A 23,386-nucleotide genomic window follows, 5' to 3' on the forward strand; every position below is an offset into this window, starting at 1 on the left:
AGCACTTTGCAGTGCTGCCTGTTGGCGTTTATCTTCTTCAATCTGCATCCAGGCCGGTTTGATGCCGTATGAATAAAGAGAATATCTGCCCGGGAGGAGCGGCCTATTAAACCGCTCTTCACTAAAGGCCCCTCATTGGGCGTGCGCTTGTTGGTGCTGGTCGTGCTATCGGTCGCGCTGATGGTGGTCGATGCCCGCTTCACACTGCTCAAACCAGTGCGTAGCCAGATGTCGCTGGTATTGATGCAGTCCTACTGGATCACTGACCTGCCACAACGGCTATGGCAAGGTGTGGCCAGCCAATTTGGCAGCCGTACCGAACTGGTGGCCGAGAACGAAAAACTCAAGACCGAAAACCTGCTGTTGCAGGGGCGCATGCAAAAGCTGGCGGCCCTGACCGAGCAGAACGTTCGACTGCGCGAGTTGCTCAATTCTTCCGCGCTGGTCAACGAAAAGGTCGAAGTGGCCGAGTTGATCGGCATGGACCCCAACCCTTTCACCCACCGCATCATCATCAACAAGGGCGAGCGCGATGGCGTGGTTCTTGGCCAGCCGGTGCTCGATGCCCGTGGCCTGATGGGGCAGGTGGTGGAGTTGATGCCCTATACCTCCCGCGTGCTGCTGCTGACCGACACCACCCATAGCATTCCGGTGCAGGTCAACCGCAACGGCCTGCGGGCTATTGCCAGCGGCACGGGCAACCCGGAGCGCCTGGAACTGCGGCATGTGGCGGACACCGCCGACATCAAGGAAGGTGACCTGCTGGTCAGCTCCGGCCTTGGCCAGCGGTTCCCGGCAGGCTACCCCGTGGCGACGGTCAAGGAAGTGATCCACGATTCCGGCCAGCCCTTTGCGATTGTCCGCGCGGTGCCGACGGCTGCGCTGAACCGCAGCCGCTACCTGTTGCTGGTGTTCAGTGACACCCGCACGCCGGAAGAGCGCGCCAACGAAGCCGCCCAGGCCCAGGAAGCGCAGGACCGGCAAGAAGGCAGCACGACGCCGATTATTCCGGCAACCGTACCCAAGCCTGCAGCGCCAGCTGCAACCGTTACGACACCGCCTGCAACCACCGCGCCCGCTGTGGCGACGCCAGCCCAGCCTGCTCGCCCTGTGAAACCCGCGGCAACGACACCAGCGGCACCTGCAGCTGCGCCGGCAACCACCCGACAGAGGGCGCAATAATGGCCGGTACTCATTCGCGCAATGGCTGGATAGTCTGGCTGACCTTCGCCATCGGCATGCTGCTCAGCGTCTCGCCGATGCCGCAGTTCATGGAAATCCTGCGCCCGCTGTGGCTCGCATTGCTGCTGGCCTTCTGGTCGCTGGCTTTGCCGCACAAGGTCGGGATGGTCACGGCCATGTGCCTGGGGCTGGCCGAAGACGTCATGTATGGCACGTTGCTGGGCCAGAACGCGTTGATCCTCACCCTGATTACCTTTCTGGTGTTGTCGTTGCAGCAACGCTTACGCATGTTTCCGATGTGGCAGCAGAGCCTGGTGATTCTGGTGATCTTCGGCCTGGCCCAGTTGGTGCAACTGTGGCTCAGTGCCTTGACCGGCAACCGTCAGCCGACCCTGGCGCTGGTCTTGCCGGCCCTGGTCAGTGCGCTGTTGTGGCCATGGATCAGCTTTGGCCTGCGTGGTTTGTGTCGTCGCTATAAAATCAATTGAGTGGGGTGCGAGGCTCTGCCTGGTTATCGAACCCACAGGGAGAGTCTGCAATGCATGCACTTTATCTGGCCTCCGGCTCTCCTCGGCGACGTGAACTGCTGACCCAGATCGGCGTGCCGTTCACCGTGGTCAACGCCGCCATTGATGAAACGCCCCTGGGCGACGAATCGCCTGCGTCCTACGTCGAGCGCCTGGCCCGTGGCAAAGCCGCCGCTGGCCTGGCGACATTGGCCGATACCACAAATGCCTGCGTGTTGGGGGCCGATACTGCCGTCATCCTTGATGGCCGGATCCTTGGGAAACCCCTGGACCAGGCCGATGCCTTGGCCATGTTGCTGGCCCTTTCTGATCGTGAACACGAAGTCCTTACCGCCATTGCGGTGCTTGATGACCAGCGCTGTGAAACGCGCCTGGTCAGTAGTCGCGTGCGCTTTCGCAAGGTTTCAACACAAGAAGCAACGACTTACTGGCACAGCGGTGAGCCCCAGGACAAGGCTGGCGGCTATGCTATCCAAGGGCTGGCAGCGGTGTTTGTCGCCGGGCTCAATGGCAGTTACTCCGCGGTCGTCGGCCTGCCGGTCTGCGAAACAGCAGAACTGCTGGGCCATTTCGGCATACCCTGTTGGCAACACCTTTGCGCGCGCTGAACGCTTTACTCCAGCGCCACCTATAAGCGATCGGCCACTATTGTGAAAACGCCTGAACGAGACCCAGCCATGAGTGAAGAGATTCTGATCAATATCACGCCGATGGAATCGCGCGTGGCGGTGGTAGAAAACGGTGTCTTGCAGGAAGTGCATGTCGAGCGCACCCAGAAGCGCGGGATTGTCGGCAACATCTATAAAGGCAAGGTCGTGCGGGTATTGCCGGGCATGCAGGCGGCGTTTGTCGATATCGGCCTGGACCGTGCTGCATTTATCCATGCTTCGGAAATTTCCCTGCGCGAAGGTCCGGCGGTCGAGAGCATCAGCGCCCTGGTACACGAAGGGCAGAGCCTGGTGGTGCAAGTCACCAAGGACCCGATTGGCTCCAAGGGCGCACGCCTGACCACGCAACTGTCGATTCCTTCGCGCTACCTGGTGTACATGCCGCGCACTGCCCACGTCGGCATTTCCTTGAAGATAGAAGATGAAGGCGAGCGTGAGCGCCTGAAAAAGGTCGTCAGTGATTGCGTGGCGGCCGAAGGCATCAAGGAAGTGGGTGGCTTTATCCTGCGCACCGCCGCCGAGGGCGCCGGTGCCGATGAAATCCTCATGGATATCCGCTATCTGCGTCGCCTGTGGGATCAGATTGATACCCAGATCAAGACGATCGGCGCACCGAGCGTCATCTATGAAGACCTGGGCCTGGCCCTGCGTACCCTGCGCGACCTGGTCAGCCCCAAGATCGAGAAAATTCGCATCGACTCGCGGGAAACCTTCCAGCGCACCACGCAATTTGTTGCCGAACTGATGCCGGAAATCGCTGATCGCCTGGAGCACTATCCCGGTGAACGGCCGATATTCGACCTGTATGGCGTCGAGGATGAAATCCAGAAGGCCCTGGAGCGCAAGGTGCCGCTCAAGTCCGGTGGCTACCTGGTGGTGGACCCGGCGGAAGCGATGAGCACCATCGACGTTAACACCGGCGCCTTTGTCGGCCATCGCAACCTTGAAGAAACCATCTTCAAGACCAACCTCGAAGCTGCCACCGCCATCGCTCGCCAACTGCGCCTGCGCAACCTGGGCGGGATCATCATCATCGACTTCATCGACATGGAAGATGAAGAGCACCAGCGCCAGGTATTGCGCACCCTTGAAAAACAACTGGAGCGCGATCACGCCAAGACCAACATCATCGGTATCACCGAGTTGGGCCTGGTGCAGATGACCCGCAAGCGTACCCGCGAAAGTCTTGAGCAGGTGCTGTGCGAGCCGTGCAGCAGCTGCCAGGGCCGCGGCAAGTTGAAGACCCCGGAAACGGTTTGCTACGAGATTTTCCGGGAAATCCTACGGGAGGCACGCGCTTACCAGGCCGAGGGTTATAGAGTCTTGGCCAACCAGAAGGTGGTTGACCGCTTGCTCGACGAAGAGTCGGGCAACGTTGCGGAGTTGGAGGGTTTTATTGGCCGCACCATCCGTTTCCAGGTCGAAACCATGTATTCCCAGGAACAATACGACGTGGTGCTGCTCTGATCGGCATCAGTCTTTTTCAACGAGACCGGCAGACCGTGATCTGCCGTCCGACTATTACCTTGAGGGTCGCCTGACATGGAGCGTCTGAAACGCTTTTTTGCCGCACTGACCCGTTGGGGCCTTGGCCTGTGTGCATTGCTGTTGGTGCTGGCGGCGGTCTACGTCAGCCTGGGCCGTGAATTGACGCCGCTGGTCGCGGAGTATCGCGCCGAAATCGAGGCCAAGGCACAGGCGGCGGTCGATATGCCGCTGAGTATTGGTAGCCTGGAAGGGCGCTGGAGCGGCTTTGCCCCGGTACTGCTGGCCCATGATGTGATGGTCGGCGAGGGCAGCAGTGCCTTGCGCCTGGACCAGGTGCAAGTGGTGCCTGACGTCTGGGCCAGCCTGCTGGCGTGGGATGTGCGTATCGCCCACCTGGAAGTCAGCGGCTTGCAGATCAGCGTCAAGGAAGGCAAGGACGGCCAGTGGGCACTGCAAGGCCTGCCGATGCAGGACGACCAGCCCCTGGATCCGGAGCAGTTGCTCAAGCGCATGCAGGCCGTGGCGAAGGTCTCGCTGCTGGACAGCCAGGTGACCTTGCAGCCGTTCGAGCAGGCGCCGCTGACCTTGACCTATGTGGGTTTGAGCCTGCAAACCGGCGCGACTCGCCAGCGCCTCGACGCCCGCCTGACCCTGCCTGATGGGCAGCCGCTGGCCCTTAGCCTGCGTACGCGGATCCGTGCCAGCCAGTGGAAAGACGGTGAAGTCCAGGCATACCTGAGCCTGCCCCAGAGCAACTGGGCGCAGTGGGTTCCGGCAAAGTTGACGGGTGATTGGAAACTCAGCGAACTGAAAGCCGGCGGCGAGTTCTGGCTGACCTGGGCCAACGGCACGTTGCAAAGCGCGGCCGCCCGGCTCAATGCACCGCAGGTAAAAGTCCGCTACGCCCAGCGCAAGCCTGCAAGCATCCAGAACCTGGCCTTGACGGCTTACCTGCAACGCAGTGACAGCGGCCTGAAGGTTGTCTTCGATTCGTTGGCCATGAACCTGGGGGAGACTCGCTGGGAGTCACACCTGCAATTGCAGCAAACCCTGGCCACCGACAAGACCCAGGAAATCTGGAACTTGCAGGCTGACCGCCTGAACCTGACGCCCATCACCCCATTGCTCAACGCCCTGGCGCCGCTGCCGGAAGGTTTTGCCAAGACCGTCGAGGCGCTGAAGGCCACAGGCATGCTGCGCAATGTGCGGGTGGATTATCGTCCCCAGGAGACGGGCGACCAGCGCGTCAGCTTTGCCGCCAACCTTGACCGCGTGGGTTTTGACGCCTATTTCGGCGCGCCAGCGGCGCGCAATGTGTCCGGCAGTATCAGCGGTGACCTGGGCCAGGGTGAGCTGCGCATGGACAGCAAGGACTTTGCCTTGCATCTGTTCCCGATTTTCGACAAGCCTTGGCAATACATCCAGGCCAATGCCCGCCTGACGTGGAAACTGGATAAGCAAGGTTTCACCTTGATTGCGCCGTACATCAAGGTGCTGGGCGAAGAGGGCAAGATCGCGGCGGATTTCCTGATTCGCCTGCATTTCGATCATAGCCAGGAAGACTACATGGACCTGCGGGTCGGCATGGTCGACGGTGATGGGCGTTTTACCCCCAAGTATCTGCCGGCGGTCCTCAGCCCGGCCCTGGATGAATGGCTGAGTACGGCCATTCTCAAGGGGGCGGTCGATGAAGGTTTCTTCCAGTATCAAGGCTCGCTGAACCATGATGCGGTGACGGCCGCGCGCAATATCAGCCTGTTCTTCAAGGTGCGCGACGCCGAACTGGCGTTCCAGCCCGGCTGGCCCCATGTCAGCAAGGTCGCCGGTGAAGTGTTTGTCGAAGAAACCGGCGTGCGCATCCTGGCCAGCAAGGGGCAATTGCTCGACACCAAGGTCAAGGACATCTACGTCAATATTCCCCATGCGCTGCCTGGGCATGACAGCCACCTGCTGCTCACGGGTGGGTTTGCCGGCGGGTTGGGCGATGGCCTGAAGATCCTCCAGGAAGCGCCCATCGGCACGGCATCGACGTTTGCCGGATGGAAAGGCGAGGGCGACCTGCAAGGTTCGCTGAACCTGGATATTCCCCTGGCCAAGGGTACCGAGCCGAACATCGTGGTGGATTTCAAGACCGACAAGGCACGCCTGCAACTGGCCGAACCTACCCTGGATCTGAACCAGCTCAAAGGCGAGTTCCGCTTCGACAGCGCCAAGGGCCTGAGTGGGCAGAACATCAGCGCCCAAGCCTTCGACCGGCCTATCACGGCGCAGATTGCTGCCGGCGGCAAGCCGGGCAATCTCAGCACACGGGTCACGGCCAAGGGCCAGGTGACGGTCAAGCGGCTCACCGACTGGCTGAAAGTCAGCCAGCCACTGCCGGTGTCCGGGGACATCCCGTATCAGTTGCAGCTCGACCTGGATGGTGCCGATAGCCAACTGATGGTCAGCTCTAACCTCAAGGGCGTGGCGGTAGATTTGCCGGCACCGTTTGGCATGCCCGCCAGCCAGGGGCGTGACAGCGTGTTCCGCATGACCTTGCAGGGTAAGGAACGGCGTTACTGGTTTGACTACGGTGAACTGGCGAACTTTACCTTCGCCGCGCCCGCAGACAACTTTGCCCAGGGCCGTGGCGAGCTGTTCCTCGGTGATGGCGATGCCTTGCTGCCGGGTGGCAAGGGGCTGCGGATTCGTGGTGTGCTGTCGGAGCTGGATATCGATCCCTGGAAGAAACTGGTGGACCGTTATGCCGGCAATGATCCCGGTGGCAACGCCAAGCAACTGTTGAGCAGTGCTGATTTCAAGATCGGCAAGCTGACGGGGCTTGGTACTCGCTTCGACCAGGTCAACCTGCAATTGGATCGCAAGCCCGCCGCCTGGGGCCTGCAATTCGACAGCCAGCAAGCCAAGGGCACTGTTGGCCTGCCGGATGCCAAGGGCGCCCCGATTGCCATCAACCTGCAATACGTGAAGCTGCCTGCGGTCGATCCGACGGTACAGGCCGATGAAAATGCACCTGATCCCCTGGCCGATATTGACCCCAAGGACATTCCGGCGCTGGATATCGCGATTGACCAGTTGTTCCAGGGGCCTGACTTGATCGGCGCCTGGTCATTGAAAGTTCGCCCGACGGCCAAGGGCATGGCCTTCAACAACCTCGACCTGGGCCTCAAGGGCATGCAGCTCAAGGGGGCCGGTGGCTGGGAAGGTGTGCCGGGCGCCACCAACAGTTGGTACAAGGGGCGCCTGGACGGCAAGAACATCGCCGATGTGCTCAAGGGCTGGGGCTTTGCGCCGACCGTGACCAGCGAGAGTTTCCATCTGGACGTGGACGGGCGTTGGCCGGGTTCGCCGGCCTGGGTCGGTCCCAAGCGTTTCTCCGGCAGCCTGGATGCGTCGTTCCGCAAGGGCCAGTTTGTCGAGGTGGAAGGTGGGGCCCAGGCGTTGCGGGTATTCGGCCTGCTGAACTTCAACTCGATTGGCCGGCGCTTACGCCTGGACTTCTCGGACTTGCTCGGCAAGGGCCTGAGCTACGACCGAGTCAAGGGCTTGCTGGTCGCCAGTAACGGTGTGTTTGTGACCCGTGAGCCGATTACCCTGACAGGGCCGTCGAGCAATCTGGAGATCAACGGCACCCTGGATCTGGTGGCCGATCGTATCGATGCCAAGTTGTTGGTGACACTGCCTGTGACCAACAACCTGCCAATTGCTGCGTTGATCGTGGGCGCGCCGGCCATTGGTGGCGCACTGTTCCTCATCGACAAGCTGATCGGCGATCGGGTCTCGCGTTTCGCCAGTGTTCAGTACAAGGTGGAAGGGCCATGGAAAGATCCCAAAATCACCTTCGACAAGCCATTTGAAAAACCACAATAAGCGCCTGTGGAGTAGCATGGCCCCATGCTTTTTATGGAGTGTGGGCCCATGTCCTTTGCGGTAATCCAGATGGTCAGCCAGAGCGATGTCCTGGCCAACCTGGCCCAGGCTCGGCGTTTGCTGGAACAGGCTGCGGCAGGCGGTGCGCAGCTTGCGGTATTGCCGGAGAACTTCGCCGCCATGGGCCGTCGCGACGTGGCTGAGCTTGGCCGTGCCGAAGCCTTGGGCGAGGGACCGATCCTGCCCTGGTTGAAACTGGCCGCCCGTGACCTCAACTTATGGATAGTGGCCGGCACATTGCCGTTGCCCCCACTGGGTCAGCCCGACGCCAAGTCCAACGCCTGCTCGTTGTTGATCGACGCGCAGGGGCAAATCGTCGCCCGCTACGACAAGCTGCACTTGTTCGACGTGGACGTGGCTGACGCGCGCGGGCGGTATCGTGAATCCGACGACTATGCTTACGGCAACCAGGTGGTGGTGGCCGATACGCCGGTCGGGCGCCTGGGGCTGACGGTTTGCTATGACTTGCGCTTCCCGGAGTTGTACAGCGAATTGCGTGCTGCGGGGGCTGAATTGATTACCGCACCCTCGGCCTTTACGGCGGTAACCGGGGCTGCACACTGGGATGTGTTGATCCGTGCGCGGGCCATCGAAACCCAGTGTTATCTGCTGGCCGCCGCCCAGGGTGGAGTGCATCCGGGGCCTCGGGAAACCTATGGCCACGGGGCGATTATCGACCCGTGGGGGCGAGTGCTGGCGCAACAGGATCAAGGCGAAGCGGTGTTGTTGGCCGAACGCGATAGCAACGAACAAGCGTCGATACGGGCGCGCATGCCGGTGGCAGGCCACCGGCGCTTTTTCTCGCAGGGCGCACAGCGACCTGCTTCAGAACGATGAATTTAAGGCCGAACCTATGAGCGAGTTGTTGTCCTCAGTCAGTGAACACCTCCTGGCGCCCGGTGGCGTGACCATCGAAAGTCTGCAAACCGTACTGGGCGACCTGGCCGGGCCGGGCATCGATGCTGCCGACCTGTATTTCCAGGGGCAGATCTCCGAGTCCTGGTCCCTGGAAGACGGGATCGTCAAGGACGGTAGCTTCAACCTCGACCAAGGGGTTGGCGTGCGTGCGCAGTCCGGTGAGAAGACCGGCTTTGCCTACAGCAACGCCATCACCCTGGAAGCCCTGGGCCTTGCAGCCCGCGCAGCACGCTCGATTTCCCGGGCCGGGCAGAACGGCACCGTGCAGGCGTTCAGCACCCAGGACGTGACCCAGTTGTACGGCCCGGACAACCCGCTGGAAGTCATGACCCGTGCCGAAAAGGTCGAGTTGCTCAAGCGTGTGGATGCTGCAACCCGTGCCCTCGATCCGCGTATCCAGCAGGTGAGCGTGAGCATGGCCGGCGTCTGGGAGCGCATCCTGGTGGCGTCCACCGATGGCAGCCTGGCGGCGGATGTGCGGCCGCTGGTGCGCTTCAATGTCAGTGTGATCGTTGAGCAGAACGGTCGTCGCGAGCGCGGCGGCCATGGCGGCGGCGGGCGTACGGATTATCGCTATTTCCTCAGCGAAGACCGCGCCATGGGCTATGCCCGCGAGGCGTTGCGCCAGGCGCTGGTCAACCTGGAAGCCATTCCGGCGCCGGCGGGTACGTTGCCGGTGGTGCTCGGTTCCGGCTGGTCTGGCGTGTTGCTTCACGAAGCCGTGGGCCATGGCCTGGAAGGCGACTTCAACCGCAAGGGCAGCTCCGCCTACAGCGGGCGTATGGGCGAGATGGTTGCCTCCAAACTCTGCACCATCGTCGATGACGGTACATTGGCCGGTCGCCGTGGCTCGCTGAGTGTCGATGACGAAGGCACACCCACCGAGTGCACCACGCTGATCGAAAACGGCGTGCTCAAGGGCTATATGCAAGACAAACTCAACGCGCGCCTGATGGGCGTGGCGCGCACCGGCAACGGTCGCCGTGAGTCCTACGCGCATTTGCCGATGCCACGCATGACCAATACCTACATGCTGGCGGGCGAAAGCGACCCGGCAGAGATCATTGCCTCGGTCAAACGTGGGATCTATTGCGCCAATCTTGGCGGCGGCCAGGTGGATATCACTAGTGGCAAGTTCGTGTTCTCCACCAGCGAAGCCTATTTGATCGAGGACGGCAAGATCACCGCACCGGTCAAGGGCGCAACCTTGATTGGCAACGGCCCGGAAGCCATGAGCAAGGTGTCGATGGTTGGCAACGACCTGGCGCTGGACAGCGGCGTGGGGATGTGTGGCAAGGACGGGCAGTCGGTGCCGGTCGGTGTCGGCCAGCCAACCCTGAAAATTGATGCGATCACCGTGGGTGGCACGGGGTCGTAAGGCGTGGAGCTTCGGGTGGCGAAGACCGCCACCCGGGGAAGAGGATCAGCGCAGGCCGCGTTGAGTCTCGTCCAGCTCACGGATGTACTTGAAGATTTTACGGCTGGTCGCCGGCGCCTTGTTCTGTGCCAGTTCGTGCTGGGCCTGACGGATCAGGGAGCGCAGTTGCTGGCGGTCGGCATCCGGATAATCCAGGACGAACTTCTCCAATACAGCGTCGTCACCGCCGATCAGGCGGTCGCGCCAACGTTCCAGGTTATGGAAACGTTCGTTGTACTGGCGAGTAGAGGCATCGAGTTGGTCGAGCAAGGTCAGAATGGCGTCAGTGTCCTGGTCGCGCATCAGCTTGCCGATAAACATGATGTGCCGTTTACGCGCGATATTCGCGGTGTGCTTGGGTGCATCCGCCAGGGCCCGACGCATTTCGTCGGTCAATGGCAGTTTGGCAATCAAGTCCGGCTTGAGTGTTGTAAGGCGCTCGCCGAGATCAACCAGAGCATGCAGCTCACGTTTGACCTGGGTTTTGCTTTTCTCCCCATCGAGGGAGTCGTCGTAAGAATCAACCATGGTGGCAGTCCGCAAAGAAACGCCGCCATGATAACCAGTCGGGGGCCGCTTGTCCGGCCCGGTCGCTCGATGGCCTTAACCGAAAGCAGAATTTGAGTGGAGAAAACCATGAGTGCAGCCCAAAGCGTCGGTCCACAAGCATTACCGGCACTGCAGGAACAAGTTGAGCAGATCATTGCCGAGGCCAAGCGCCAGGGCGCCAGTGCCTGTGAAGTGGCGGTGTCGCTGGAGCAGGGCCTGTCGACTTCGGTACGCCAACGGGAAGTGGAAACCGTTGAATTCAACCGCGACCAGGGCTTTGGCATCACCTTGTATGTGGGGCAGCGCAAAGGTTCGGCCAGTACTTCGGCCAGCGGCCCGGAAGCGATTCGTGAAACTGTCGCCGCCGCGTTGGCGATTGCCAAGCACACCTCCGAAGACGAGGCGTCGGGTTTGGCCGATGCCGCCTTGATGGCGCGGGACCTGAAGGATTTCGATCTGTATCACGCCTGGGATATCACCCCCGAGCAGGCCATCGAAAAGGCCCTGGCCTGCGAAGCCGCAGCGTTTGATACCGACAGCCGGATCAAGAATGCCGATGGCACCACCTTGAGCACCCACCAGGGTTGCCGGGTGTATGGCAACAGCCACGGGTTTATCGGTGGTTATGCGTCGACGCGTCATAGCCTGAGCTGCGTGATGATCGCCGAGGCCGATGGCCAGATGCAGCGTGACTACTGGTACGACGTAAGCCGCCAGGGTGAGTTGCTGGCGGACCCTGCAAGCATTGGCCAGCGCGCCGCGCAACGGGCAGCGAGTCGTCTGGGCGCACGCCCGGTGCCGACATGTGAAGTGCCGGTGCTGTTTTCGGCAGAGTTGGCAGGTGGTCTGTTTGGCAGCTTCCTGGGCGCGATTTCCGGGGGCAACCTGTACCGCAAGTCGTCGTTCCTTGAAGGCGCGCTGGGCCAGAAGCTGTTTCCCGAGTGGCTGACCCTGGATGAGCGCCCACACCTGATGCGGGCCATGGGCAGCTCGGCGTTCGACGGCGATGGCCTGGCGACCTACGCCAAGCCGTTTGTCGAGAACGGCGAGTTGGTGTCCTACGTGCTCGGGACCTACGCCGGGCGCAAGCTGGGCTTGCCCAGTACCGCGAACTCCGGTGGCGTCCACAACCTGTTCGTGACCCATGGCGACGAAGACCAGGCGGCGCTGCTGCGGCGCATGGGCCGTGGCTTGCTGGTGACCGAGTTGATGGGCCATGGCTTGAACATGGTCACCGGCGATTATTCCCGGGGCGCGGCGGGGTTCTGGGTGGAAAATGGCGAAATCCAGTTCGCCGTCCAGGAAGTGACCATCGCCGGCAATATGCGTGACATGTTCAAGCAGATTGTCGCCGTGGGTAACGACCTGGAACTGCGTAGCAATATCCGCACCGGCTCGGTGCTGATCGAGCGCATGACCGTCGCTGGCAGCTAAGCGTCAACCCGTTGCACAGAAGCGCCACCCCTTGGGGTGGCGCTTTTTTTTGCCTGGAATATTACAAGGCCGAAAAAGGTATAGGTTCAATAGCTTGTTTTGATTCTCAATATCATTTAATAATAAATATCATTATCGAATGAGCGTGGGTCATGAGTTCTGTCTTGCACGAGGATCCCTACCTGGAAAGCTGGCGCTGGATGAGTCGTCAGATTCGCTGCGGGCTCAACCCTGATGAGCCACGCCTGATCGAACACTACTTGAGCGAAGGGCGCTATCTGGCCTGCTGTACGGCCACACACCCGTGGACCATTGCCGAGACCTCGTTCCGCCTGCTGATTGACACCGCCAGTGATATCGCCTTGCCCTGGCATTGGCGCTCCGTGTGCTTGGACCAGGCCTGGCGCCCGCTGCGGGACCTGGAAAACCTTTCTCACTGTGCCTGCCGCCTCAAGCGCTGGCAGACCTTTGCCTGGCAATTGGCGACCTGTGAATTGTTGCCGTCTATTTCTCACTCCGACTTGGTGCAAGGATCTTCCGATGAGTAATACCCGTATCGAACGCGACAGCATGGGCGAGTTGCAAGTCCCCGCAGAGGCTTTGTATGGCGCCCAGACTCAGCGTGCGGTGAACAACTTTCCGATCAGCCACCAACGCATGCCGACCCAGTTCATTCGCGCCCTGATCCTGGCCAAGGCTGCGGCCGCCAAGGCCAATGTCGATCTCAAGCAGATCAGCGAAGGCCAGGGCAAAGCCATCGTCGAGGCAGCCCAAGGCTTGTTGGAAGGCGACTTCATGCAGCACTTTCCGGTGGATATCTTTCAGACCGGTTCCGGCACCAGTTCCAACATGAATGCCAACGAAGTGATTGCGACCCTGGCCAGCCGCCTGCTGGGTGAGCCGGTCAACCCAAACGATCACGTCAACTGCGGGCAAAGCAGCAACGACATCATCCCGACCACTATCCACGTTAGCGCTGCGCTGGTGCTGCATGAGCAGACGTTGCCGGCGCTGCTGCACTTGGTTGAAGTTATCGAGCGCAAGGCGGTTGAAGTCCATCCGTTCATCAAGACCGGGCGTACGCACCTCATGGATGCCATGCCGGTGCGCATGAGCCAGGTCCTGGAGGGCTGGGCGCAGCAGCTCAAGGCCAATATCGGTCACCTGCAAGGCCTGCTGCCAAGCCTGCAAGCCTTGGCGCAGGGCGGTACTGCGGTAGGCACCGGAATCAACGCACACCCTGAGTTTGCTGCGCGTTTCAGCCAGCAACTGAGCAACCTGACCCAAGTGCATTTCACACCGGGCAAGAACCTGTTCGCCTTGATTGGCTCCCAGGACACCGCCGTGGCTGTTTCCGGCCAACTCAAAGCCATTGCCGTAACGCTGATGAAAATCGCCAACGACCTGCGCTGGATGAACTCCGGCCCACTCGCAGGCCTCGGTGAAATCGAACTCGAAGGCCTGCAGCCGGGGTCTTCGATCATGCCGGGCAAGGTCAACCCGGTGATTCCGGAGGCCACCGCGATGGTTGCGGCACAGGTTATCGGCAATGACAGCGTGATCACGATTGCGGGGCAGTCCGGCAACTTCGAGCTGAACGTGATGCTGCCGATCATCGCCCAGAACTTGCTCGGCAGCCTGGAGTTGCTGGCCAACTCCAGCCGCCTTCTGGCAGACAAGGCCATCGCCAGCTTCAAGGTCAACGAGCCCAAGCTCAAGGAAGCCTTGTCGCGCAATCCGATCCTGGTCACCGCACTCAACCCGATCATTGGTTACCAAAAGGCTGCTGAAATCGCCAAGAAAGCCTATCAACAAGGCCGGCCGGTGATTGATGTGGCTCTCGAACACACCGACTTGCCGCGCAGCCAACTGGAGGTCCTGCTGGACCCGGAAAAGCTCACGGCGGGCGGTGTGTAATCACCGACCCTGCTTTGGAGGCTCACCATGGAGCACTGGAAACGCACGATCGAACGGGCCAATCGCTGCTTTATGCAGGGCGAACTGGTGGATGCCCGCGAGCATTACCTGCAGGCGCTGGCCCTGGCCCAAGTGTTGTTCGAGCGCTGGGGTGATGCCGACGAAGCCGTGGCAGCTTGTGTCATTTCCCATCACAACCTGGCGGACCTGCATCTGCGCCTGAACCAGCCTGAAGAAAGCGCCGAATACCTCTGCGCCATTCACCAGCGCTTGCTGCAGACCATGCAGGACACCCGGCTGCCGCAAGCCTTGCGCGAGGCGGCCTTGCGCCAGAGCAGCAAGACCTACGTTGAACTGTTGAATTTCATCAGCGATCACGGCGAGTACCCCCGTACCCATCGCTTGCTGGGCAGCAATACGGCGCAGACGGATGTGCCGACCCGCAACAGCCCTTTTTATGGAGCCCATTGATATGACTTACACCTTGCCTGCCTTGCCTTACGCCTACGATGCCCTGGAACCGCATATCGATGCGCAAACCATGGAAATCCACTACACCAAGCACCACCAGACCTATATCAATAACCTCAATGCCGCCGTCGAAGGCACTGAATTTGCCGGCTGGCCGGTAGAGAAGCTGGTCTCCAGCGTCCAGCAATTGCCGGAAAAACTGCGCGCAGCGGTGATCAACCAAGGCGGTGGGCATGCCAACCACTCGTTGTTCTGGGCGGTCATGTCGCCCAAGGGTGGCGGTAAGCCCGAGGGCGTCCTGGGCCAGGCGATTGATGCGCAGTTGGGTGGTTTTGACGCGTTCAAGGATGCATTCACCAAGGCCGCGCTGACTCGTTTTGGCAGTGGTTGGGCCTGGCTGAGTGTCACCCCACAAAAGACCCTTGTCGTCGAAAGCAGTGGCAACCAGGACAGCCCATTGATGAACGGCAATACGCCGATCCTCGGCCTGGATGTCTGGGAGCACGCCTACTATCTGCTCTATCAAAACCGCCGCCCTGAATACATCAACGCCTTCTACAGTGTGATCAACTGGCCGGAAGTCGCTGAGCGCTACCAGGCTGCACTGGCTTAATGCCCTCTCATAACAAGATCTAAGGCCGACTATGGGCACTGAAACACTGGCGATCAGCAGCGTGCGAATGTTCCGTTATGCGTTTGGCTCGTTGCTGCTATTGGCGGGAACTGCATTGCTGGTGGCCCACGGGCTGGCCTGGCTGAACCTGGAGCCACGGATTCTGCGGGCCCTGCAGGGTGGCGCAATTTGTGCCCTGGGTACGGCATTGGGCGCGGTGCCGGTCCTGGTGATCCGGCGGATGCCGCTGGCGGTCAGCGACACATTGCTGGGCTTTGGTGCCGGGGTGATGCTGGCGGCGACGGCGTTTTCGCTGGTCGTGCCGGGAATCGCCGCCGCCGAAAACCTGGGATTGACGCCCTGGGCCTCCAGCGGGCTGATCAGTTTTGGCATCATGTTGGGCGCGTTCGGTTTGTTCCTGGTGGACCGCAAGGTCTCCGGGGCCAGCCCGGAGATGCTGGTCGGTACGCCCGACAAACCGGTGATTCCACCGCGTATCTGGCTGTTTGTGTTTGCCATCATTGCCCACAACATTCCCGAAGGTATGGCGGTGGGTGTCTCGGCCGGTGGCGGCATGCCTGATGCGGATAGCCTGGCCATGGGCATCGCCTTGCAGGATGTGCCCGAGGGGCTGGTGATTGCATTGGTGCTGGCAGGGGCGGGGATGTCGCGGGTCAAGGCTTTCTTGATTGGCGCGGCGTCCGGGCTGGTGGAGCCGGTGTTTGCCGTGCTTTGTGCCTGGCTGGTCAGCCTGGCCGAGATGCTATTACCTTTGGGCCTGGCCCTGGCGGCTGGGGCGATGCTATTGGTGGTGACTCATGAAGTGATTCCCGAGTCGCGGCGCAATGGCCATGACAAGCTGGCCAGCCTGGGGCTGTGCATCGGGTTTTGTCTGATGATGGCCATGGATACAGCGCTGGGCTGATCCTTTATTCAGGCGTTGCACAAAACCAACGTGGGAGCGGGCTTGCTCGCGATGGCGGTGGGTCAGTCAGATATATTCGGCTGACACCCAGCTATCGCGAGCAAGCCCGCTCCCACATTGATTGGTGCTGCATTCAGGAAAGGCGGGCTATTCGCCTTCATCGAAGTAGTTATTGATCAACTTCACCAGTGCATCCAGCGCTTCCTGTTCCTGCTCACCTTCGGTCTTCAGATGGATCGTGGTGCCCTTGCCGGCTGCCAGCATCATCATCGCCATGATGCTTTTGCCGTCGACCATGGATTCTGGCGTACGCCCGGCACGGACCAGGCAAGGAAACTGGCCCGCAACCCCGACAAATTTGGCCGACGCGCGGGCATGCAAGCCCAGTTTGTTGATGATTTCAATTTCCAGAGCGGGCATCGCGAAGGTGTTCCTTTCAGCTGAGGTCGCGGTGGCGAACCTGGACATTCTTGAGGGTTTTCTGCAAGACCTGGCCCAGGCGCTCGGTCAGGTAGACGGAGCGGTGATGCCCGCCGGTACAGCCGATGGCGATGGTGACATAGGCCCGGTTGCTGGCGGCAAAGCGCGGCAGCCACTTGAGCAGGTAACTGGAGATGTCCTGGAACATCTCCTCGACATCCGGTTGGGCTGCCAGGTACTCGGCCACCGGCTGGTCCTGCCCAGACTGATCGCGCAGTTCCGGCTTCCAGTAGGGATTGGGCAGGCAGCGCACGTCAAACACCAGGTCGGCGTCTACCGGCATACCCCGCTTGAAGCCAAAGGATTCAACCAGGAAGGCCGTGCCGGGCTCCGGCTGGTTCAGCAGGCGCAGCTTGATGGCGTCACGCAGTTGGTAAAGGTTCAGGCTGGTGGTGTTGATCTTGAGGTCAGCCAAATCAATGATTGGCCCCAGCAGCTTGGTCTCGTCCTCGATGGCTTCGGCCAGCGAACGGTGCGGGCTGCTCAGCGGGTGGCGACGGCGGGTTTCCGAGAAACGCTTGAGCAGCGTTTCTTCGTCGGCATCCAGGTACAGCACGTCGCAATGGATATGCTTGGCGCGTACCTCTTCAAGCAGTTCCGGGAATCGCGTGAGGTGGCTGGGCAGGTTGCGTGCGTCGATCGATACAGCCACCAGCGGTTGCGCCAGCTCGGTATGGATCAGTGCGCGTTCGGCCAACTCGGGCAGCAGGCCTGCCGGCAAGTTGTCGATGCAATAAAACCCATTGTCCTCAAGCACGTTGAGGGCAGTACTTTTACCCGAGCCGGAACGCCCGCTGACGATGATCAAACGCATGATTACTGCCCGCTTTGCTCATCCAGGACAACCTGATACAGCGCTTCGTTGGTGCTAGCGCTGCGCAGCTTCTTACGTACTTCTTCACGGTCGAGCATGCTGGCGATCTGCCGGAGCAGCTCCAGGTGTGCATCGGTAGCGGCTTCCGGGACCAGCAGGACAAACAGCAGGTCAACCGGGGCGCCATCGATGGCGTCGAAATCAATGGGGGCCTCCAGGTGCAGCAGGGCGCTGACCGGGGTTTCGCAGCCTTTGAGGCGGCAGTGTGGAATAGCGATGCCGTTGCCAAAACCGGTCGAGCCGAGTTTTTCACGAGCAATCAGGGCCTCGTACACATCTTGCGTATCCAGCTCAGGCACTTCGCGGCCGATCAGGTTGGCAATCTGTTCGAGGGCTTTCTTTTTACTGCCGCCCGGCACGTTCACGAGGGAACGGCCGGGGGTCAGGATGGTTTCAAGTCGAATCATGGGTGGGGAGTGTTAGCGGCCTGTGCCTTGAAGAAGGCTCTGCTGCTTTTCCTTATGCTTTTTGATTTGGCGATCCAGCTTGTCGGTCAGGTCATCAATGGCGGCATACATGTCTGAATGCTCGGCATTGGCGACTACTTCCCCGCCGGGTATACGCAAGGTGGCTTCGATTTTCTGCTTCAGCTTTTCGACAGACATGATGACTTGCACATTGGTGATCTTGTCGAAATGCCCCTCAATTCGTTTGAGTTTTTCGCTGATGTAGGCGCGCAGCGGTTCGGTCACTTCCAGTTGGTGTCCACTGATGTTGACTTGCATACAGCTTCTCCTTCGTTGCCAGTGCATAAAGCGGCGGGTAGGAATACCCGCCACTGGAACGCTGTGGCCCGCCCGTCACATCAACCGTTTACGCTCGCTGGAAGGCGCGATCCCAAGGGACTCGCGGTACTTGGCGACGGTTCGACGGGCGACCTGAATGCCTTGTGCCTCCAGTAAACCAGCGATCTTGCTGTCACTCAACGGCTTTTTCTGATTTTCCGCGGCAACCAGTTTTTTGATGATCGCGCGGATCGCCGTGGACGAGCATTCGCCGCCTTCGGAGGTGCTGACATGGCTGGAGAAAAAGTATTTCAGTTCATAAATTCCCCGTGGTGTATGCATGAACTTCTGGGTGGTTACCCGGGAAATGGTCGATTCATGCATGCCAACCGCTTCGGCAATATCATGCAGTACCAGCGGTTTCATCGCCTCGTCGCCATATTCCAGGAAGCCGCGCTGGTGCTCGACGATCTGGGTAGCCACTTTCATCAGGGTTTCGTTACGGCTTTGCAGGCTCTTGATGAACCAGCGCGCTTCCTGCAACTGATTGCGCATGAACGTGTTGTCGGCACTGGTATCGGCCCGGCGTACGAAACCGGCGTACTGCGGGTTGACGCGCAGGCGCGGCACCGACTCCTGGTTCAGTTCCACCAGCCAGCGCTCGTTGTCCTTGCGCACGATCACGTCGGGGACGACGTATTCGGCTTCGCTGGACTCGATTTGCGAGCCGGGGCGTGGGTTGAGGCTCTGTACCAGTTCGATAATCTGGCGCAGATCGTCTTCCTTGAGCTTCATCCGGCGCATCAACTGGCTGTAGTCGCGGCTGCCCAGCAGGTCGATGTAATCGGTGACCAGGCGCTGGGCTTCGGCCAGCCATGGGGTCTTGGCCGACAACTGGCGCAGTTGCAGCAGCAGGCACTCGCTGAGGTTGCGGGCGCCGATGCCGGCAGGCTCGAACTGCTGGATGCGGTGCAGGACTGCTTCGATTTCGTCCAGCTCGATATCCAGTTCCGGGTCGAAAGCCTCAAGGATTTCTTCGAGGGTCTCGTCCAGGTAGCCCTGATTGTTGATGCAATCGATCAGGGTTACGGCGATCAGGCGATCGGTGTCGGACATCGGGGCGAGGTTCAATTGCCACAGCAGGTGGCTCTGCAGGCTCTCACCAACGGAGGTGCGGGTGGTGAAGTCCCACTCGTCATCGTCGTTGCTGGGCAGGCTGCTGGCGCTGGTTTGGTAGACGTCTTCCCAGGCCGTATCCACCGGCAGTTCATTGGGAATGCGTTCGTTCCATTCGCCTTCTTCCAGGTTATCTACCGTGGGTGCGGTTTCCTGGTAGGACGGCTCCTGGACGTCGGTATTGGGTTTTTGCTCGATGTTGTCGGCCAGCGGGTCGGCGTTATCGAAGTCGTCGCCTTCTTCCTGGCGTTCGAGCATCGGGTTGGACTCCAGGGCCTCCTGGATTTCCTGTTGCAGGTCCAGGGTCGACAATTGGAGCAGGCGGATGGCCTGTTGCAGCTGCGGTGTCATCGTCAGCTGCTGGCCCATTCTCAGGACTAGCGATGGTTTCATGGCAGGGGCTTAACACCTTATTCGCCGGCGCAATGCGCCATCCACGACAGGGCGCGTGAGCGCCAAACATAAGCAAATTATATGCCTGATATCGGGGGCTTTGCCTAGAGCGCGGTAACAATAAAAATAATGAGGTTTTTATTGACTCCCGCGCCTGATGGCGAATGTCCTGACACCACAGTGTTTACAGGCGGAATTCGTGCCCCAGGTACACTTCCTTGACCAGTTCGTTGGCCAGGATGGTAGCGGAGTCACCTTCGGCAATCAGTTGGCCATCGTTGACGATGTACGCGGTTTCGCAGATATCCAGGGTCTCACGCACGTTGTGGTCGGTGATCAGCACGCCGATCCCCTTGGCCTTGAGGTGATGGATGATCTGCTTGATGTCGCCAACCGAAATCGGGTCGACACCGGCGAAGGGTTCATCGAGCAGGATGAACTTCGGTGCAGTGGCCAGGGCGCGGGCGATTTCCACACGACGACGCTCGCCGCCGGACAGGCTCATGCCGAGGTTGTCGCGAATGTGGTTGATGTGGAACTCCTGCAACAGGCTTTCCAGCTCTTGGCGGCGTCCGTCGCGATCCAGTTCCTTGCGGGTTTCAAGGATCGCCATGATGTTGTCGGACACTGACAGTTTGCGGAAGATCGACGCCTCCTGGGGGAGATAGCCGATACCGGCCCGTGCACGACCGTGCATTGGCTGATGGCTGACGTCCAGGTCGTCGATCAAAACACGGCCCTGGTCAGCCTGGACCAGGCCGACGATCATGTAGAAGCAGGTGGTCTTGCCGGCACCGTTGGGGCCAAGCAGGCCGACGATCTGGCCGCTGTCGATCGACAGGCTGACGTCGCGCACGACCTGACGGCTTTTATAGGCCTTGGCCAGATGCTGGGCTTTCAGGGTTGCCATTACTGGGCCTTCTTCTTCGGCTGGATAACCATGTCAATGCGCGGACGTGGCGCGGTGACCTTGGTGCCATTGGCGCGGCCGGCAGTCGCAACTTGCTTGACGGTGTCGTAGACGATTTTCTCGCCTTCGGTCGAGTTACCGTCGCTGCTGATCACTTTGGCACGGTCAGTCAGTACGATGCGGTTTTGCGGCGCGTGGTACTGGATGGTTACGCCGTAGCCTTTGATCGGACCTGGATCGGCGGCATTCTGCTTCTGTTCGAAATAGGCAAGGTTGCCCACCGAGGTCACGACGTCGATGTCGCCGGCCGGGGTGCGGGTAAGGGTCACGGTATTGCCGGTAATTTTCATCGAGCCTTGGGTGATGATTACATCGCCCTTGTAGGTCGCGATACCTTGCTTGTCATCCAGTTGCGCATCGTCAGCCTGAATGTGGATCGGTTGCTGGCTATCGTTCGGCAGAGCCCAGGCGCTCACGCTTCCCAGTGCTGCGCCCAGACCGAGCAAAATAGGGAGGGTTTTAACGAGCCTCATACTGTCCTCTTACGTTCGATAGCAGGTGTATCCTGCTTTCTTTCAAATACGCTTTCATTCCCTTGCCAGTCGATACACCGCCAGCGCCGTCGATTCTAACGTCTTGCTCGGTCTGCGCATATTGCTTCTGTGGGAATACGGTCATGCGACTGCTGGTAATGATGGTCTCGCGGTTCTGTGCGTCGGTGCGCGCAACGCGCACCGAATCGATCAGCTCCACTTCGGTGCCGTCCGGGTTGACCTCGCCACGCTTGCTGGTGACATGCCACGGGAATTCGGTGCCGCGATACAGGTTCAGGTCGGGATTGGTCAGCAATGTGACCTCCGAAGCCTTCAAGTGTTCGACCTTGTCCGACGTCATTTCGTATTGCACCTTGCCGTCAGGCAGGAACTGCACGCTGTAGGCGTTGGTGGCGTAATAGTCGATGGCGCCCTGGTCGGCCTGCACAACAGGCTGGTCGAGGAAGCGCTCCGGGCTGATATTCCAGTAGCCCACCGCCAGGAACAGCGCGGCGATGGCTCCGAATATCAGGAAGTTACGAATCTTTTTGCTCAGCATAGAAGGCTCTATAGGTAGGCGGCGTGGGCCGCTTCAAGGCTGCCTTGGGCACGCAGGATCAGCTCGCAGAACTCGCGGGCGGCGCCTTCGCCGCCACGGGCCTGGGTGATGCCGTGGGCATGCTCGCGGACAAACGACGCGGCGTTGGCCACGGCCATGCCCAGGCCTACGCGACGAATCACCGGCAGGTCAGGCAAGTCGTCGCCCAGATAGGCGACCTGCTCATAGCTTAGGTTGAGTTTGCCAAGAAGCTCATCCAGAACCACCAGTTTATCCTCGCGCCCCTGGTAGAGGTAAGGAATCCCCAGGTTTTGTGCGCGGCGTTCCACAACGGGTGTCTTTCGACCACTGATGATCGCGGTTTGCACACCGGAGGCCATCAACATCTTGATGCCCTGGCCGTCCAGCGTGTTGAAGGTCTTGAATTCGCTGCCGTCTTCGAGAAAGTACAGGCGGCCGTCGGTCAGCACGCCGTCCACGTCGAAAATTGCCAGTTTGATGGCCTTGCCCCGTTGCAACAGGTCGTTGCTCATTTACATCACTCCTGCGCGCAGCAAATCGTGCATGTTCAGGGCGCCGATCGGGTGATCGGCATCGTCGACCACCACCAGGGCGCCGATTTTGTGGTCTTCCATGATCTTCAGGGCTTCAGCCGCGAGCATTTCGGCGCGGGCGGTCTTGCCGTGGGGGGTCATGACCTGATCGATGGTCGCGGTATGGATATCAATGGTGCGGTCCAGGGTGCGGCGCAGGTCGCCGTCGGTGAAGACCCCGGCCAGGCGCCCGTCGGCTTCCAGGATCACCGTCATGCCCAGGCCCTTGCGGGTCATTTCCATCAACGCGTCCTTGAGCAGCGTGCCGCGCTGTACCTGTGGCAGCTCATCACCGATGTGCATCACATTTTCCACTTTCAGCAGCAGGCGACGACCGAGGGCGCCACCAGGGTGGGAAAAGGCGAAATCTTCGGCGGTAAAACCGCGGGCTTCCAGCAGGGCCACGGCCAGCGCGTCGCCCATGACCAGGGCGGCGGTGGTGGAGGAGGTCGGCGCCAGGTTGAGCGGGCAGGCTTCGTGGGCCACGTGCACGTTCAGGTTCACTTCGGCGGCCTTGGCCAGCGTCGAATCCGGGTTGCCGGTCACGCTGATCAGCTTGATGCCCAGGCGCTTGATCAGCGGCAGCAGGGTCACGATTTCGTTGGTGGTGCCGGAGTTGGACAGGGCCAGGATCACGTCATCACGGGTGATCATGCCCATGTCACCATGGCTGGCTTCGGCCGGGTGCACGAAAAATGCGGTGGTGCCAGTGCTGGCCAGGGTGGCGGCAATCTTGTTGCCGACATGGCCTGACTTGCCCATGCCGACCACGACAACCCGGCCTTTACTGGCCAGGATCATCTCGCAGGCGCGTACGAAATCTGCGTCGATATGGGCCAGCAAGCCTTCTACGGCTTCAAGTTCGAGGCGGATGGTGCGTTGTGCGGATTGAATAAGGTCGCTGGATTGGCTCATGTCTGAAATCGTATAGCCTGACGAAAAGTCGGCGATTATAGCGGTAATGATCAATTCCCTCACGCAAGTTCGTCAGGTGTTGTGCTTCTTGAGCGCGAGATCAGTCTCAATTGCGCTTTTTACCTGTCCTCTTTCTGAACAAGCGCTGCTCCGGCCTTGGGCGCTTTATGTCAGCAGTGATATAGTTCG

The 23,386-nt window shown here is 60.3% G+C and carries 24 protein-coding genes; 13 read left to right on the forward strand and 11 right to left on the reverse strand.

Translation table 11 applies throughout. The annotated features are described in order from the left end of the window. Nucleotides 1–105 precede the first annotated feature (105 nt). From mreC to tldD, 7 genes are all read left to right on the forward strand, one after another. Nucleotides 106–1,182, forward strand: a complete 1,077-nt coding sequence (gene mreC / locus FJD34_RS03990) for a rod shape-determining protein MreC (protein WP_090292036.1) — start codon at nucleotides 106–108, stop codon at nucleotides 1,180–1,182. After that, complete coding sequence (gene mreD / locus FJD34_RS03995; protein WP_032860100.1) at nucleotides 1,182–1,670, forward strand: rod shape-determining protein MreD; 489 nt, start codon at nucleotides 1,182–1,184, stop codon at nucleotides 1,668–1,670. The genes mreC and mreD overlap by 1 nt, the downstream gene beginning before the upstream one ends. Before the next feature lie 50 nt (nucleotides 1,671–1,720). Next, a complete protein-coding gene (locus tag FJD34_RS04000; RefSeq protein WP_032860099.1) occupies nucleotides 1,721–2,317 on the forward strand; it encodes a Maf family protein in 597 nt (198 codons plus the stop codon). A gap of 69 nt (nucleotides 2,318–2,386) precedes the next feature. Beyond that, nucleotides 2,387–3,844: a ribonuclease G gene (gene rng, locus FJD34_RS04005; protein WP_032860098.1), complete on the forward strand. Its 1,458-nt coding sequence runs from the start codon at nucleotides 2,387–2,389 to the stop codon at nucleotides 3,842–3,844. A 75-nt stretch (nucleotides 3,845–3,919) separates the two neighbouring features. Next, nucleotides 3,920–7,735, forward strand: coding sequence for a YhdP family protein (locus FJD34_RS04010; RefSeq protein ID WP_090292034.1), 3,816 nt, complete (start codon nucleotides 3,920–3,922; stop codon nucleotides 7,733–7,735). 48 nt (nucleotides 7,736–7,783) lie between these two features. After that, the gene (locus FJD34_RS04015; RefSeq protein ID WP_032860096.1) at nucleotides 7,784–8,632 is read left to right on the forward strand and encodes a carbon-nitrogen hydrolase family protein; all 849 of its coding nucleotides are present in this window, start codon (nucleotides 7,784–7,786) and stop codon (nucleotides 8,630–8,632) included. Nucleotides 8,633–8,648: 16 nt separating this feature from the next. Further along, nucleotides 8,649–10,091, forward strand: a complete 1,443-nt coding sequence (gene tldD, locus FJD34_RS04020; RefSeq protein WP_065944206.1) for a metalloprotease TldD — start codon at nucleotides 8,649–8,651, stop codon at nucleotides 10,089–10,091. A gap of 45 nt (nucleotides 10,092–10,136) precedes the next feature. Here the strand turns inward: tldD and yjgA are convergent, their stop codons facing one another. Next, entirely contained in the window at nucleotides 10,137–10,658 is a 522-nt protein-coding gene (yjgA, locus tag FJD34_RS04025; protein WP_029291815.1) for a ribosome biogenesis factor YjgA, read from the reverse strand. A 108-nt stretch (nucleotides 10,659–10,766) separates the two neighbouring features. On the opposite strand from yjgA, the gene pmbA reads away from it, so the two are divergent. From pmbA to FJD34_RS04055, 6 genes are all read left to right on the forward strand, one after another. Beyond that, nucleotides 10,767–12,113: a metalloprotease PmbA gene (gene pmbA / locus FJD34_RS04030; protein WP_032860094.1), complete on the forward strand. Its 1,347-nt coding sequence runs from the start codon at nucleotides 10,767–10,769 to the stop codon at nucleotides 12,111–12,113. Nucleotides 12,114–12,265: 152 nt separating this feature from the next. Further along, nucleotides 12,266–12,661 carry a hypothetical protein gene (locus tag FJD34_RS04035; RefSeq protein ID WP_032860093.1) on the forward strand — a complete coding sequence of 132 codons (396 nt, stop codon included), beginning with the start codon at nucleotides 12,266–12,268 and terminating at the stop codon, nucleotides 12,659–12,661. Further along, complete coding sequence (locus tag FJD34_RS04040; protein ID WP_090292032.1) at nucleotides 12,654–14,030, forward strand: class II fumarate hydratase; 1,377 nt, start codon at nucleotides 12,654–12,656, stop codon at nucleotides 14,028–14,030. The genes FJD34_RS04035 and FJD34_RS04040 overlap by 8 nt, the downstream gene beginning before the upstream one ends. A gap of 27 nt (nucleotides 14,031–14,057) precedes the next feature. Continuing rightward, complete coding sequence (locus FJD34_RS04045; protein WP_032860091.1) at nucleotides 14,058–14,501, forward strand: hypothetical protein; 444 nt, start codon at nucleotides 14,058–14,060, stop codon at nucleotides 14,499–14,501. Nucleotide 14,502: 1 nt separating this feature from the next. Continuing rightward, on the forward strand, nucleotides 14,503–15,114 hold the full coding sequence (locus FJD34_RS04050) for a superoxide dismutase (RefSeq protein ID WP_032860090.1): 612 nt from the start codon (nucleotides 14,503–14,505) through the stop codon (nucleotides 15,112–15,114). Nucleotides 15,115–15,145: 31 nt separating this feature from the next. Next, entirely contained in the window at nucleotides 15,146–16,039 is an 894-nt protein-coding gene (locus FJD34_RS04055; RefSeq protein WP_038443334.1) for a ZIP family metal transporter, read from the forward strand. 147 nt (nucleotides 16,040–16,186) lie between these two features. Here the strand turns inward: FJD34_RS04055 and FJD34_RS04060 are convergent, their stop codons facing one another. The 10 genes from FJD34_RS04060 to FJD34_RS04105 form a co-directional block, all read right to left on the reverse strand. Next, a complete protein-coding gene (locus FJD34_RS04060) occupies nucleotides 16,187–16,459 on the reverse strand; it encodes an HPr family phosphocarrier protein (RefSeq protein WP_032860088.1) in 273 nt (90 codons plus the stop codon). Between the two features lie 16 nt (nucleotides 16,460–16,475). Further along, complete coding sequence (gene rapZ, locus FJD34_RS04065; RefSeq protein WP_032860087.1) at nucleotides 16,476–17,333, reverse strand: RNase adapter RapZ; 858 nt, start codon at nucleotides 17,331–17,333, stop codon at nucleotides 16,476–16,478. 2 nt (nucleotides 17,334–17,335) lie between these two features. Next, nucleotides 17,336–17,800: a PTS IIA-like nitrogen regulatory protein PtsN gene (gene ptsN / locus FJD34_RS04070; RefSeq protein WP_032860086.1), complete on the reverse strand. Its 465-nt coding sequence runs from the start codon at nucleotides 17,798–17,800 to the stop codon at nucleotides 17,336–17,338. Nucleotides 17,801–17,812: 12 nt separating this feature from the next. Continuing rightward, a complete protein-coding gene (hpf, locus tag FJD34_RS04075) occupies nucleotides 17,813–18,118 on the reverse strand; it encodes a ribosome hibernation-promoting factor, HPF/YfiA family (RefSeq protein WP_032860085.1) in 306 nt (101 codons plus the stop codon). A 75-nt stretch (nucleotides 18,119–18,193) separates the two neighbouring features. Further along, nucleotides 18,194–19,687: an RNA polymerase factor sigma-54 gene (locus FJD34_RS04080; protein ID WP_065944203.1), complete on the reverse strand. Its 1,494-nt coding sequence runs from the start codon at nucleotides 19,685–19,687 to the stop codon at nucleotides 18,194–18,196. Between the two features lie 184 nt (nucleotides 19,688–19,871). Continuing rightward, nucleotides 19,872–20,597: an LPS export ABC transporter ATP-binding protein gene (lptB, locus tag FJD34_RS04085; RefSeq protein ID WP_029291791.1), complete on the reverse strand. Its 726-nt coding sequence runs from the start codon at nucleotides 20,595–20,597 to the stop codon at nucleotides 19,872–19,874. Next, on the reverse strand, nucleotides 20,597–21,130 hold the full coding sequence (gene lptA / locus FJD34_RS04090; protein WP_029291790.1) for a lipopolysaccharide transport periplasmic protein LptA: 534 nt from the start codon (nucleotides 21,128–21,130) through the stop codon (nucleotides 20,597–20,599). Before lptA ends, lptB begins: the two co-directional genes overlap by 1 nt. Then, complete coding sequence (lptC, locus tag FJD34_RS04095; protein ID WP_032860083.1) at nucleotides 21,117–21,689, reverse strand: LPS export ABC transporter periplasmic protein LptC; 573 nt, start codon at nucleotides 21,687–21,689, stop codon at nucleotides 21,117–21,119. The genes lptA and lptC overlap by 14 nt, the downstream gene beginning before the upstream one ends. An 8-nt stretch (nucleotides 21,690–21,697) precedes the next feature. Next, nucleotides 21,698–22,222 (reverse strand): KdsC family phosphatase, encoded by a 525-nt coding sequence (locus FJD34_RS04100; protein ID WP_032860082.1) that lies wholly within the window; start codon nucleotides 22,220–22,222, stop codon nucleotides 21,698–21,700. Further along, complete coding sequence (locus FJD34_RS04105) at nucleotides 22,223–23,197, reverse strand: KpsF/GutQ family sugar-phosphate isomerase (RefSeq protein WP_090292030.1); 975 nt, start codon at nucleotides 23,195–23,197, stop codon at nucleotides 22,223–22,225. Between the last annotated feature and the right edge of the window lie 189 nt (nucleotides 23,198–23,386).

The sequence above is a fragment of the Pseudomonas brenneri genome, assembly GCF_007858285.1.
Taxonomy (GTDB): Bacteria; Pseudomonadota; Gammaproteobacteria; order Pseudomonadales; family Pseudomonadaceae; genus Aquipseudomonas; species Aquipseudomonas brenneri.